The sequence below is a fragment of the Actinoplanes subtropicus genome, assembly GCF_000721705.1.
Lineage (GTDB): Bacteria > Actinomycetota > Actinomycetes > Mycobacteriales > Micromonosporaceae > Actinoplanes > Actinoplanes subtropicus.
Genome location: NZ_JOJL01000074.1, coordinates 1 through 13,633, shown reverse-complemented (window position 1 = coordinate 13,633; position 13,633 = coordinate 1). Strand labels below are relative to the sequence as shown.

9 protein-coding genes are annotated in these 13,633 nt (G+C 66.9%); 6 read left to right on the top strand and 3 right to left on the bottom strand.

The features are described from left to right. Together IH26_RS0151250 and IH26_RS0151245 are read left to right on the top strand one after the other, a co-directional pair. The coding region (locus tag IH26_RS0151250) for a tyrosine-type recombinase/integrase (RefSeq protein WP_030443607.1) at positions 1-535 on the top strand (535 nt) is incomplete at its 5' end. Between the two features lie 74 nt (positions 536-609). Further along, a complete protein-coding gene (locus IH26_RS0151245; protein ID WP_342668379.1) occupies positions 610-996 on the top strand; it encodes a transposase in 387 nt (128 codons plus the stop codon). A 408-nt stretch (positions 997-1,404) separates the two neighbouring features. On the opposite strand, the gene IH26_RS60920 is transcribed toward IH26_RS0151245, so the two are convergent. From IH26_RS60920 to IH26_RS61790, 3 genes are all read right to left on the bottom strand, one after another. After that, a complete protein-coding gene (locus IH26_RS60920; RefSeq protein WP_157437867.1) occupies positions 1,405-1,857 on the bottom strand; it encodes a hypothetical protein in 453 nt (150 codons plus the stop codon). Between the two features lie 31 nt (positions 1,858-1,888). Then, on the bottom strand, positions 1,889-8,362 hold the full coding sequence (locus tag IH26_RS0151240; RefSeq protein ID WP_157437866.1) for an RHS repeat-associated core domain-containing protein: 6,474 nt from the start codon (positions 8,360-8,362) through the stop codon (positions 1,889-1,891). A gap of 119 nt (positions 8,363-8,481) precedes the next feature. Further along, entirely contained in the window at positions 8,482-10,314 is a 1,833-nt protein-coding gene (locus IH26_RS61790; protein ID WP_030443604.1) for a LamG domain-containing protein, read from the bottom strand. On the opposite strand from IH26_RS61790, the gene IH26_RS61785 reads away from it, so the two are divergent. The 4 genes from IH26_RS61785 (at position 10,274) to IH26_RS0151215 (ending at position 13,242) form a co-directional block, all read left to right on the top strand. Beyond that, positions 10,274-10,879: a hypothetical protein gene (locus IH26_RS61785; protein WP_169789949.1), complete on the top strand. Its 606-nt coding sequence runs from the start codon at positions 10,274-10,276 to the stop codon at positions 10,877-10,879. The genes IH26_RS61790 and IH26_RS61785 overlap by 41 nt on opposite strands. Positions 10,880-10,921: 42 nt before the next feature. Then, positions 10,922-11,440, top strand: a complete 519-nt coding sequence (locus IH26_RS61780) for a hypothetical protein (RefSeq protein ID WP_169789948.1) — start codon at positions 10,922-10,924, stop codon at positions 11,438-11,440. Between the two features lie 108 nt (positions 11,441-11,548). Beyond that, positions 11,549-11,839, top strand: coding sequence for a hypothetical protein (locus tag IH26_RS60915; RefSeq protein WP_157437864.1), 291 nt, complete (start codon positions 11,549-11,551; stop codon positions 11,837-11,839). Between the two features lie 335 nt (positions 11,840-12,174). Continuing rightward, positions 12,175-13,242 (top strand): serine hydrolase domain-containing protein, encoded by a 1,068-nt coding sequence (locus IH26_RS0151215; protein ID WP_084599858.1) that lies wholly within the window; start codon positions 12,175-12,177, stop codon positions 13,240-13,242. Positions 13,243-13,633 lie beyond the last annotated feature (391 nt).

The window sequence follows — 13,633 nt, the reverse complement described above, 5'->3', positions numbered from 1 at the left end:
ATCCGACGGGCTGCCGATCAACCCGAACTACGCCACCACCCGCTTCCGGCTCCTCAGCCGCAGGGCCGGGCTGCCCCCGGTCCGGCTGCATGACCTGCGCCACGGCGCCGCGTCCCTCGCCCACGAGGCCGGCACCGACCTCAAAACCCTGCAGGACCTGCTCGGGCACTCCAGCATCGTGGTCACCGCCGACACCTACACCAGCGTCCTGCCCCAGATCCAACGCCGCTGCGCCGACGCCACCGCCCAACTCGTGCTGAACGCGGCCCGCCGCACCCGCAAGAAGATCAAGACCAAAGCCCGCAAGAACCGCCCCGACCGCGGCCCGAAAACAGCGGCTCCCGCCCCGGCGAAACCGAAAACAGGTGCTCCGGGCTCGGCGAAGCGGAAGCCGGCCGTGAAGCCGCAGGTCACGACGCGGTCAACCCGCGAAATCGGCGTTGCGGCGGCGGCACACACGTCGCACCCACCGTCCACAAGGGCCGGACAACACGAAGGACCTGAACCGCGTTTCCGCAGCTCAGACCCATGGTGATCTTGCGCGCCCGAAGGGACTCGAACCCCTAACCTTCTGATCCGTAAGCCCGGCTCTGCCACGACCACAGCTACCTGGAGATCCAGCGGATCCCCGGTGTCGGCCCGGTCCTGGCAGCCGTGTTCGTCGCCGAGATCGGCGAGCCCAGCCGCTTCACCGACGCCGCGCACCTGGTCTCGTGGGCCGGTCTCACCCCGAAACACCGGAAGTCCGACACCAAGGTGCACCGCGGGCCGATCACCAAACAGGGCAGCGGCCCGGTCCGCTGGGCCGCCATCGAGGCCGCGCAGAAGGTCCCCGCCTCGGCCGGCTGGCTGGTCTCCTCCCGCGCCCGGATCGCCGAACGCCGAGGCCGCAACATCGCCACCGTCGCGGTGGCCCGCAAGCTGCTCACCCTGGTCTACTACGGCCTACGCGACGGGCACATCCGTGCCCTCGCCCCGGCCCGGGCCGCGGCGTGAGCAGGCTCCACGTGACCGGATGCGAGATCGTCGATCCGTCTGACCCCCATCCGCGGATGGCGCAGTCGCCCCTCTGATTGATCCCACCCGGTCACGGCCGTAGATCACCATGCCCCCACCCGGCGGACGGATGGATGACCGGCAGCCGAGCCCACGGCCTGCCTTCCGGCACGAGACCCGGAACACGGTGAACACGGCCACCACACAACCAGCGCCCTCGGCGCCCACACCACACAGCATCACCGGCCACGGGTTGATCTCTGGATCCGCAGCCTTACCCCCGCACGGCCATCACTGGCGTAGCAGCCAGCCAAAACCCCCAAAAACTCCAGCCACGAAGGACTTGACCGGCCCCGCTCCTTCATAGATGACGGATCGAGGCCAGGAACTGTAGAGGTGCGCTCGCGGTCAATGCACATTGACAAGCCGATCCCATGCATCCGTGGTTGTGGGCCACACCATGCGGTGGTCATAGTCGTAACTGAATATCCAACTTGCTGGATCGGACAACGCCTCTTGCAGCCGCGCACCTTTAAGCGGTTCCGGCGCGTCCTCTGGCTCTCTTATCTCCAGCCAGCCACGGTCAATTAGCCCGAGTACGACGTCACGGAATCGTTCGACCAAATTTCTCTTGGCAGAATCAGTCAGATCTGACGGAGTGGCGGTACTCCCGGTCTCTGCCCAGCGCTGCCGGGCCCGCCACGAATCCATGACATCGATCAAGCGACCCTCGTCAACAGCCGTAATCATTACGGCGTACTCCTCCGGGGTCATGCCACGCCATATCTCCACCGACGTATCATGCCACTCGGCACCATGGTCCATCAAGCGGTGCCAAGGGAGGTTGACCATCGTGCTCATCGGTGCGCCAGGGTGTTTTCGCTTTCCCCCATCAAGGCACCTCAGGAATATCCTTGATTCCTTCGCCCGGTTTGCCGCCGGGGTACAGGGGCCCGATTGGGTCGTCTCTATCGATCTGGAAGCTCGGAATTTCCGGATTGTCGAGCACGGAATTTCCTGCCGCGGCAACGCGGTACGTCAGACCTCCCATACGGACGTCGAGATAATCGCCGCCTTGATGAATGGGCTCATCTGTTCCTGGCATTCCGCCTCGCAGGTAGCGAATTTGTCCATATCTTCCCTCTTTGGGGCTAACCCACCGCACCCCGTCGCCCTTCTGACTTGGGCCTTCCTTCCAGCTGTCGGGGGCCATGGCCCTGACCTCATCCTCCGTGACGCCTTCCATCGATGCCGGGTCACGAAGGCTCCTCAGGTAGCCCTTCCCACCTGAACCGTCTGCAGGGGTACCGGAGCCGACGATAATTGAGCTGCGTTTCCCGTCGTCGTTCTTGGTTACCTGGTCCCAGCCGCTTTGGCTGCCAAGGACACTTACGTTTCTGATTGCATCGACGAACGCTGCCGGGCAGTGTCCACCGTAGAGGGTGCACGCGTACAGCCACAGGTCGCCCTCGCCCGAGGCGAACAACCCCGTTCCGAACCACCCTTTTCCGTATTCGTTGTAGGCCGCCTGGTACGCGTTCCGCATGGCGGGTAGAGCCGGATCATCGGCATGGACGTATACATGTCGACTGACGGCTACCAGGCCGCTGCCTCCTGAGCTTGAGCCATTTCCACTCGTTCCTCCGCCGCCCGGGTTGCAGGCGTTGTCGGATTGGCATCCGCCGCCACCGGATCCCTTTGGGGGTGTGTAGTTCGGGTTTTGTTTCGGGGTTCCGCCGTACCCGTCGCATAGGTCTCGAGGGCACAGACCTGAGGGGTCTGCATTGGCGACTGGGTTGTTGTCGGCATACGCGTAGCCGTTGAGCTGTTGCGGGTCGGCGTTGTTGAGGATGGGGTCGACGCTGGTAAATCTGCCGAGGGTTGGGTCGTATTCGCGGGCGCCTTCGTGGATGAGGGTGGTGGGGTCCTGGTCGCCGCCGACGAAGGATTTGGTGCCGGTCCAGGTGTTGTTGGTGCCGACGGGGTTGCCGTAGGGGTCTTGGTAGCGTTTGGTGACGTTCTGTGTGGCAGTGTCGTCGATCGCGGTGGTGCTGGTGCCGTGCGGGTCGCCGGTGAGGAACTGCAGGCCGGCGGAGGTGCGCTGGGCGACGGTCTGGCTGTTGAAGGTGTAGTACCGCTGTGCAGTCTTGGCACCGCTGGTTGTGGTCAGGCGCAGTTGGACGTTGCCGAGGTAGAGGGTGCTGCCGGTGGGGTCGTGGGCGATCAGGCGGCTGCCGTCGGGGTTGTAGATGTAGGAGTAGGTGCCGCTGGTGTCGGTCAGGGTGGAGAGGTGGTTTTCGGCGTCCCAGGTGAGGGTTTGCTGGCCGTTGCCGCCGGGTCGGCTGGTGGTGTGTCCGTCGGCGTCGTAGCTGTAGGCCGCGGTGCCGGTCTGGGCTCCGGCGACGGTGGTAGTGGTGCCGCTGACCCCGTGCGGGTGTCCGGTTTGGGTGTAGGCGGAGGTGATGGTGGTGTCGCCGGTGGCGGCGTGGGTGGTTTCGGTGATGCGGTTGCCGGTGGAGGCGACGATGCCGGTGCCGTCGAAGGTCCACGATTTCCAGTACGGTGCCGCGCCGCCGAGGTTCGTGGTGGAGGCGGTGGTGGTGCAGTTGCCGTCGGCGGGGGTCCAGGCGGTGGAGAGTCGTTGCAGGTCGTCGTAGGTGTAGCACTGGGTGTCGGCGGTGCCGCCGGAGGGGGTGTCGGCGGCTTTGATGGTGTTGCCGGCGGCGTCGTAGCTGTAGTGGACGTCGCCGACGATGGCCGGTGAGGTGGATTTGAGGGTTTTCGCCTCGGCGAGTCGGTGTGTGCCGTTCTCGTAGGTCAGTGATGTCTGGGCCCAGGGGCTGGTGCTGCTGTCGGCGAGGGTGGTGACGGCGGGCTCGCCGAAGCTGGTGTACAGGGTGGACAGCACGATCTGTTTGCTGCTGCCGCCGTAGTCGGTGGCCAGGCTGTACGGGTGTCCGGTGGCCGTGTCGTAGCCGTAGTTCAGGTCTTCGGCGGTGAGGTCTCCGGTCGCGGGGATGGCCTGGCTGTTGAGGCTGCCGTCGAGGTTGTAGGTGGCGGAGAACTGGTAGGTGCCGGCCAGCGCTTCGGAGGTTGGGATGGTCGTGGTGGTGATGGTGGGCTGGTACAGGTTGTTGTAGAAGCCCACCGCCGTCTTGTATTCGTTGGCGCCGACCCAGCGGCTGGAGCTTGTCGGGTAGCCCTTGGCGATGGTGTCGTAGGACCAGCTGGCCAGTTTGGTGCCGGTGTTGACGGCTCCGAGCCATTCGGAGGTTTTGCGGCCGAGCGGGTCGGCGTAGCCGGCGGGCATGGTGTAGTCGTAGGACACGGTCTGGTGCAGGGCGTCGGTGGTGCTGGTGACGTCGCCGTAGTCGTTGTAGGTGGTGGCGGTGGCGCCGCTGTCCGGGTCGGTGGTGTTGGTGACGCGGCCGAGCAGGTCGTAGGTGTAGGTCCAGGTGTTGCCGGCGCTGTCGGTGACGCTGGTGTTCTGGCCCTTCTCGTTGTACGCGTAGGTGGTGGCGTTGTAGGCGGTGCCGGATACCGAGGTGCCCGGGTATTGGCGCAGTTCCACCGTGTGCCCAAGGGCGTCGGTGCGGGTGGAGGTGGGGGTGCCGGCGCCGGGGGTGGCGGCGTCGGCGGCGGGGGTGACGTCGGTGTGGTCGCCGCCGTAGGCGGTGGTGGTGTGCCATTGGGTGATGGCGTTGACGACGAACGCGGATCGGATGGTCCGGCCGGCGCCGTCGTAGGTGGTCACGGTTTGGCTGGGGATGTTCTGGTCGATCGGCGCCGCGAACAGCGGTTTATCAGGGGTGCCGGAGTTGTAGTACGGGCCGCTGGCCTTCACCGTTTCGCCGAGGGAGTTGTAGAAGGTGTCGGTGATGGTGCGGCCGCCGCCGATCGCCAGCTTCTGGGTCTGCCGGGCCCGTAACAGACCGTCGTAGAGGGCGTAGCTGGGCACGTAGGTGGCTCTCGCGTTGAGGACGTTGGTGGTCACCACCGACGGGGCGCTCTGGCTGATGTCGTAGTCGAAGGTCGCGTTGGCGGTGGCGTTCGCGGCCTTGCTGCGGGTGGGTGTCCAGATGGCTTTGGTCCGCCCGAGAGGGTCGTAGATGGTGTCGGTGCGTTTCTTGTTCGCATCGACCGTGCCGGTGGTCAGCCCGTAGCCGGGGGCGATCTCGCTGGTGGTTGTCCAGCCGAGCGGGTTCTTCGTGGTCGTGATCCCCGTGAGGGGGCCGCGGCCGGCCGGCGTGTAGGCGGTCAGGGTGTGGTTGCCCCGCACGTCGGTGGCGTCGGTGACCCGCCCGTAGGCGTCGTACACGGTGATGGCGGTGGTCAGCCAGCCGATGCTGCTGGTCGTCCAAGTCTTGGCGGTTTGCGTCGTGGTGATGTCGCCCTTGGTCGGCGCCGTGCCGTAGGCCTGCCCGTCGAAGCTGTTCTCGGTGTCGGAGATGACATCGGCGTCGCTGGCCGGGCTGGTGCCGCACGGCTTGGCGTAATTCTGCACCCGGCCGACGGTGTCGAGGATGTTCGCGGTGGCGTTGCGGTTGTAGCTGGTGATCGCACAGGTGTCGTCACCGGTAGTGCTGAGGTCGCCCTTGTCCCAGACCTGGGTCGGCATGCCGTAGCTGTCGAGGGTCGTGTCGGTCTCGGTCTTGCGCACGCCCCGGCCGCCGTCCAGGTCCTGCCGGCCGTGGGTGGCGGCGGTGCCCGTGTGGTACGCGTTGACCGTAACGCCGTTCGTCGTACGGGTAGCTGTCGCCGCGGACTTCCACGGATCATCGATCTCGCCGGACACCTCGGCCCCGCCGGGCCCGTTGGAGACGATCTTCTCGCGCAGCATCCCGGCGTACGCGTCGTCGTCGTTGACCGCCGCCCCCGTCGAATCGGTGACCTGCACGCTACGGGTACCCGAGGAGGTCTTGTCGCCGTTCATGCCCTGGAAGTACAACGACTTGGTGCTGGTCTGCGGGTCGCCGGCATCACCGACGGTGGTGGTGACGGTGTCGTAGCCGCGCCACTGCGCCCACGTCTTGCGGGAGACCGGCACAATGCCTTCGTCCTCGTCGTAATGCCACGCCGGCGTCCCATAGGAGTAACTGGTGTAGACGCGAGGTGCGCCGCCGGTCAGATCGTTCTCCGAGACGGCGGTGACCACGTACTTGTGGAACCAGTCAATGCGTGGGCTGCTCTCCCCGGGCCGGATCCAATACGCCGGGTAGCAGCGTTTGGTGTTGGCGTCGGGTGCCGGGGTGGAGCCGGCGGCGCACTGCGTCGGCGAGTAGTTGACGCCGATCAGGTCACCGGTCTCGGTGGTGATCGACGCGACCCGCCACCAGTTCATCTTCGGGGTGCCGTCGGTGGAGGTGTCGACCCGGTTCTGCAGCTGGGTGCCGGTGAACTTCACGTCCGGGACGCTCACGCTGGGGACGGTGCTGCTGGTGCCGTAGAGGCCGGTGTGCGAGATCGAGGAGAGCCACAGCCCGGCGCGAGTGCTGTCACCCGGGTCGGGGTAGCTTTGGTGCAGCGTCCAACTCTCGACCGGGTCGTAGCCGTTGCTGGTCGCGTTCCACACCGAGGTTTGCACGGTGTCCAGGCGCTTCTGGGAGAAGAACGTGGGCGAGTAGTCGGTGCATGAGGTGGTCGAGGTGCAGGACTGGTCCCAGGGCACGTCGGGCCAGTTCGACGGGGTGCTGGAGGTACACGTCGAGCCGGCGGTCACGCACCGGTCGGCGACGGTGAAGTCGACCTTGAAGGGTGCCTTCGTGGACAGGTCGCTGTCGGTGCCTGAGGTGTGCTGGTCGGTGCCGTAGTCGATCCGGGTCAGGTAGCCGCCGCGCACATAGGAGGAGACAGTCGTTTTCGTGAGGTTGCGCGCGTAGTTGTTGGTCTCTGGGGTGTACCAGAACGACATCGTGTTGCCGTAGGTGTCCACGACGTAGTCCAGGTTCCATTGCCAGGCCTGGTTGCAATACGCGGAGGCGAAACTAGCGTTGTAGCAGGGCTCGTCCTTGCCCCCGTTGCTGCCCGGGTTGTTGCCGAACACCGGCACCGTGTACGCCGAGTTCGTGGTCGCGTTACCGGACACCCAGCCGGGCAGGTGGTTGAGCCCGAAGTAGTACTTGGTGCCGTCGCCGGTGGTGACCCGCCAGTACTCGCCGTCGTTGTCACCGTTGGTCGCACCGGTCAGCAGTTCGACCTTTGACCCGTCGTCGTCCTTGAGCGAGTAATGCCCGTCGGCGTTGTCGCGGATGAGCTCGCTGGAATGCCCGGGCAGTGACAAGGTCGCGTTGTAGGAGCCCCAGCATAGGTCCCCGGTTTTGGTGGTGTTGGTGGCGGTGCCACCCATGTCGTCGGCGCACGCCTTGTATTTGCGGGTGATCGATCCAGGTTGGTAGGAGAACCCTTCACCGATCCAGCTCGGCTGGTTGTTCGAGGCGGCCATCTCCCCATCGACTGACTGCGATGAGTAGCTCAGACCCACGCTCGGCTGCGGCCCGTAGTTCGACGGCGGCGTCCGCATCGGGTACGACCAGGTGAAATCACCCGACTGGTCGCCACCCGACCAGGTATCCGACGCCTTCAAGGGCGTAGCGGTGAAGTCCCCCGCAGGGCTTGATGACCCGGAGGTCAACGCCAGCGTGGTCACCGTCGAACTGGTCGCCGCGGCACTGAGCTGTCCGGCCGACGACGCGGCGGCAAGATCCACCGTGGCAGTGACCGACGTGGACGCAACGTCGTTGCGGGACGGCAGCGGGCTCGGCGGGCAGCCCGCGCACGCGGGCATGGTCACCACACGCAGCCGGTTGACCCAGTCAGCGCCGTACGCGTTGCGGAACGCACCGTAGTTGATCGTGACGTTCACCTTGCCCGCGGTTGTCTTGCCGTCCGCGCGGCCGACCCGCACCAGCAGCGCCTGGCCGGCTCGTACGGCCGCGTCATGGCCGAGCACCTCGACATGCACGGACGAGGGCGTCGACCCCCGGACCGCCGGCGACAGCGCGCCGACCTTCCTGCCCGGAGCGACCGGTGCGCCGAGCGTGATCGGGGTGCCCGCGATCGGCACTCCAGTGCCGCCCGTGCCTGCCAGCGCGGCGCCCATGGACACCGACCCGCTGGAAGCGACCGGCCAGGATACGGTCGGTGTCTTCCGCAGCGCGGCGGCAGCGGCCGGATCATTCGGCCGCCGCGCCGCCTTGCGCGCTTTACCTGGGCGCACGCTCGGGGTCTTGGCCGCGGTGACCTTCTTCGGGTGCGCGCTCCCGGCATACGCGGGCGCCACGCCCCAGAGGCCGACACCGACGACCAGCGACAACCCGACCGCCAGCACTCCACGGCCGATGAACCTGCGGGAACGGGACACGGTCACGACATCCTCCAATCGCGGCAGGGTCGCCGCGGGCGGGCATGGCAGGAAGGGAAAGGCGGAAGCAGAAGGAGGGCCGAGAAGCACGGCGGCCGGCCTGTTCGGGCCGGCCGCCAGTCGCGTTAGCCGCTGACGTTGTACGGGTCGTTGTACTGGTACAGGTTGGCGATCTCGGTGGCGTTCAAGACGCCGTTGAACAGTCCGACACTGTCGATGCCGCCGTCCCAGAGGAACCCGAGTCCACCGTTCCACTGTCCGGCACCGATCATGACCGGCCCCGCCGCGTTCCACGGCGTCCCGCTGAACGTGACGGTGGCCTGCGACACACCGTTGACATACAGCGTCATGACTTTGGTGGTGGCATCGAACGTGCCGATCAGATTCACCCACGCCCCGGCGACCGCGGTGGCCGTCGACTGGACCATGACCGCGTTCGCGTTGGTCTGGTCTGCGGCTTGCATCAAGAAGTCGTAGCGGTTGCTGCTACTGACCCCGAGGCCGAAGTTCGACTGCACTGTCCCGTTCTGCGACACCGCGTTCATGTTCCGGCTGGCCAGCGTCGCCGGGTTCACCCAGGCGGAGACGGTGAACGAGCCATCGGTGCGGACCGACGAGCGGACCCCGGTCGCGTAGTCCGGGTTCGCCGCATTCAGTACGGCTGCAGGCGCCCCACCGCCGGAGCCGGGCGGGTTAACGTCGTCGACCCCGGTCGTCGGGCTCCCCGTCCAGGTCAGCGTGTTGCTGCCCTTGGCATCGCGGGTCAGATCATTGCTCAATAGGTACTGCCCGGCCCAGCTGGACGCCGTCAGTGCCGCGATGTCGGCCGGGAAGACCACTCGGTCCCAGACGTGGACGTCCGAAATGTCGCCGGTCCACCAGCCGTTGGTGTCGTTGTAGCGATCCCGGCCGATCGTGAACGGCCCGGCCGCATCCCACAGATCGGCGCTCAGCGATTGGGTGCTCTGCAGGACCCCGTTGACGTACAGCGAGATCGTGCCCGCACCCAGGTCATAGACGCCGACGAGGTTGGACCACACCCCGATCGGCGCGGCCGCCGTGGACAACGCCCTGGTGAACGTGGGAGCCGTGTTGTCGGCCGAAACCACGTCAAAGGCGAAGTTGCCCGCGGAACAGCCGAAGTAGAACCCACTGTCGTGCACCCCGTCCTGCGCGGCCACGCTGTGCGTACAGGTGCTGCCGGTCGGCCGGACCCACGCCGACACCGAGAACGACGTGTTGGTGTGCACCGGCACGCTCGTGCTGAGCAGGAACGACGACGAGCCATTGAAATGGCCGACACTTTGGCCGATTTGCCGTCCGTTCGCCGTCCAGGTGACGTTCGACGCTGTCACGGCGTGACCACCGGTGCCCGTGTCGGTGCCGTCACCGTCGAGCAACCAGTCCCCTGCCGGCGCGCTGGGGCCGTTCACGTACAGGACCGGGCCGCCCCTCGCCGACTGGGCGCCAGCCGAGGTGTACGCGTACACCTGCATCGCATTGGCGCCTTGCGTCGGCGTATACGCGACGGTAACCGGCGCACCGGCCGTGGTCGTCACCGTTCGCTGCGGACCGGTGGCCGGACCCCACACGTACTTGACCACCGACGACTTCAGCGTGCCCGTCGCCGCGATGGTGAACAAGCCCGTCTTGCCGGCGCTGCCGTGGTAATTGTCATCGTCGGGATACAGGCCGTCGGCGGTGACGAACGACGGCGGATCCGGCAGCGTGTTGTCGACCTTGAAATAGCAGGTCGCCGTCGACGAGTCGCCGCCGTTGGAAGCCGTCACCGTCCACGAATAGGTTCCAATCGACGGAATATTCGCCGCCGGGATACCACCGACCAGCTGCGCACTCGTATTGCTGGACACATTGGGATAGCTCTTGGAGGCCGTGCCGCCGGCGCCGTTCGGGTAGGTGAACGTGACCGTGGACGCATCGTTCTCCGCGTCGGACACCGTCACCTTCGGCACCGGATTGTGCGCCGGGCTACCCCCGGTGTACACCAGCGTCGGACTCGAACTCGTGCCGCACCCGCCGGAATCGGTGTACAGGTTCTTGAACGTCGGCGCCGTGTTGTACGTGACCGACAGATGCGCCCCACCCGACCCGGACGTCTCGTCGAACTTCTTCCACCCGTTCGACCCGTTCGTCGAGATCGTCTCATCCGCGGCCCGCAACCCGACCGTGATCGTCGTGGCCGTCGACGCGTCCACCGCCGAGGTCAACGCACTCGAACTCCACTCAGTAACCACCCCGGACGCATCACCACAGTTCTGGTTCGATGCGGTGTCCAGCGACGATCCCCACGAGGACGCGTTCGTCGTCCACGTCGTCGAGGAACTCAACGTCTGGCTCGACAGATGCAGCTCCGTGGTCGTGTTCGAACACGACCACGAATGCACCAGGTTGTCGGAGAACGTCACCGCCGTGACGTGCTTGCCCCTCCACGCTGAGGTGGAGAACTGGAACAACGACCGGTACATGTTCGTCCCGTCACCCGCGTTGCCCACCTTCGCGTGACTGGCGCGGTCGTAATCCCAATACTCCTGCCCCGTATGCCCCTTGTTGATCATCGTCCACGCGGTCCGTACCGGCGACGACGACTTCGGATCGATGAAGATCGGGAACGTCGCCGTCCGGTCCGTCAACAGGCTCTGCACCGGCGTCACCACCAGCGTCGACCCGTCCATCCCGGTCGTCATCTTCGCCACCCGGGCCCCTGAACCAGGACCGTCGAACGTCGACACCGTCTCCGACTGCACATCCACCGCCGGCATCGACGCCGACGGCGCGCTCGCCGGCGGCGTCGAATCCCACATGTACGCCGACCCGATCTGGAATGCCGACGACACCACCGCAGCCGGGCTCAACCCGCTGCCGGACAAGGCGTACCGCAGCGCGGTCAATGCCGGGTTCGCGGCCGCGTCAGCGTTCTTAACGACCAGCACCTCGGAGAAGCCCCACTCGTCGACCCGCACCTTCATATCAACATCCGGCAGGACCGACGCGTACGTGGCCACCGGCCCCGACAACGACGGCTTCGGCAACGTCATCCCGGTCCACGTCCACACCAACTCCTGACCCTGACTGGCCGTCCTCGCCAGCGGACCGGCCCCACCACCGGACAGCACCACCGCGGTCGGCGAGGCCACCGGCGACACCGTGCCATCACCATTGGACCGAAGCGTCATGTCCACCGCGACCCAACTACCGTCAGCGCGACGCACCCGCTCCGGCACGATCGACTCAGTCTCGGTGAACGAGCCATCGCCGTTGGCCGCCAACATGGCCGTCGCCGTCGTCGCCTCCGACACCGAAACCGACTTCTTACACGCCCGCGCCAGCGAAGCCGCCGACACCACATCCGGCCTCGACTTCACCGAACACGCCGCAGCCGCCGGCTCCACACCAGACACCACGACCACCGCGAAGCTCGCCAGCGCCACGCTCGCGAGCACCGGCCACAAAACGGCACGCTGACGCAAGCCCCCCGTTAACGTCACAAGATCCCCCGTTTCGGCCGCACGACGGCGAGTCCACATCGGACTACTGTCGGTGTGATAGACGGAGATCGTTGAGGCAGAAAGTTAACTTCAGATGAACATAAGACGTACAGAAGGCTAATCTAGCGTTTCCACAGCATGATTCGCTCAACATCTACACAGGCAAAGGTGCACAGACTACGGATTCAGAGCTTGGGCCCACCACCCTGCGCGCGCAGATCGCCCACCTGCGGGTGGAGGCGGCGGTCGACCCGGCGGCCCCGCACCCGCTGACCCGGCTGCGTCTCTACCCGGTCAGGCGGTCGGTCAACGATGCCCGGGTCGCCGACCCTGGCACGCGAGGATCCGGCGACGTCCCGGCCCGCCCCGCCCGAGTCGCCGAGGAGGCGTTCACCGAAACACGGCCTGGTCGGCCTCGTGGTGGCCGGGGCCGGCGACGGCGAGCCCGCCTGGTCGGTCGCGCGCGGCTGGGCGAACCTCGAGCGAGGCGAGGAGCTGCGGCCCGAGCACGGCTTCCCGGCGTACGCGGTGACCAAGCTGATCACCTCGACCGCCGTGCTGCGGCTGGTCGCCGACGGCCGGGCTGGGCTGGACGCCCCTGCCGGGCGACTCCTGCGCACCGCCCGGCTGACCGACGAGACCATCACCGTACGGGAACTTCTCTCCCACACCGGCAGGGTCGACAGCCCACCCGACATGTTCACGGACGGCCCGGCCGAGCCGCCCGAACTGTTCGACGGCCCGGTGGTGCCGTGCTCCGGAAACCGGGGGCGGTTCGTCTATTGCAAAGGCGGCTACGCCGTGCTCGGCCGGCTCGTCACCGACCTGACCGGCCTGCCGTACCCCGAAGCGGCGGCCCGTCTCGTCCTCGATCCGCTCGGCATGACCCGGTCCGGATTCCCGGCCGATCCACCCACGGCCGGCGTGACCCAGGGATACCGCCTGACCGAGACCGGCGAGTTCGCTCCCGACCCCGCCCCGATCTTCCGGATCCCGGTCGCCGGTGGCCTGTGGACGACCGCGCAGGACCTGATCCGCTTCGCTCGCGGCTGGTCCGGCCTGCTCCAGGCCGACCTGGCGGCCGAGGCGGTGCGGGCACACGCCGCGGTCGCCGAGGGCGGCCTGTACGCCGGGGCTGGGCTGGCTGGTCAACCCAGCCAAGGACGTGTGCGGGCACGCCGGCAGCGGTCCGGGGTCGGCGACTTCACTGCTCCTGCGGGCGGACAGCGGGCGGGCGATCGTCGCGAGTACCAACCGCCTGCTCCCAATAGAGCCGATCAACGCCCGGCTGATCCGCCCGATCGGCTGACAGCCCGCGTGGCGGCGGTCATCCGGCCGCCGCCACGCTCCCGGACCCGAGCGGGCATAGGTTCGGCGTGAGTGCGTACAGGGCCCTGTGCTGCCGGAAGCCCTGGCCGTCCCGCCGGACCTCCCGGCCACCACAACGCCCGCTGCCGATCGTCGAGGTGACATCGACCAGGGAAGGTGCCGAACCCGCTTGTCGGCGTACGGCACCGGAACTCGTACGGCGACACCGCGTGCCACGAGTCCGCTAATCTCCAGCCATGAACGACGGTGACGTATACCGGACGGGTACGGAGGACCCGGTAGCAGCACAGTGGCAGCTGGTCCGAGAGATGGACGAGAACCGCATCGACGATGCACTTACATGACGCAGTCGGGTAGCGACGGCGCATTGCTGCGCCGCCGCCCCCTCAGAACCGTGCGTGCAACTCGTCGCGGCACACGGCTCAAGCAAGCCACTCGGGCG

What these genes read in the sequence shown, in the direction of transcription:
- IH26_RS60920 (WP_157437867.1), bottom strand. Translation starts at nt 1,857, where the DNA reads ATGAGCACGATGGTCAACCTCCCTTGGCACCGCTTGATGGACCATGGT.
- IH26_RS60915 (WP_157437864.1), top strand. Translation starts at nt 11,549, where the DNA reads ATGTCCACCGCGACCCAACTACCGTCAGCGCGACGCACCCGCTCCGGC.
- IH26_RS0151215 (WP_084599858.1), top strand. Translation starts at nt 12,175, where the DNA reads ATGCCCGGGTCGCCGACCCTGGCACGCGAGGATCCGGCGACGTCCCGG.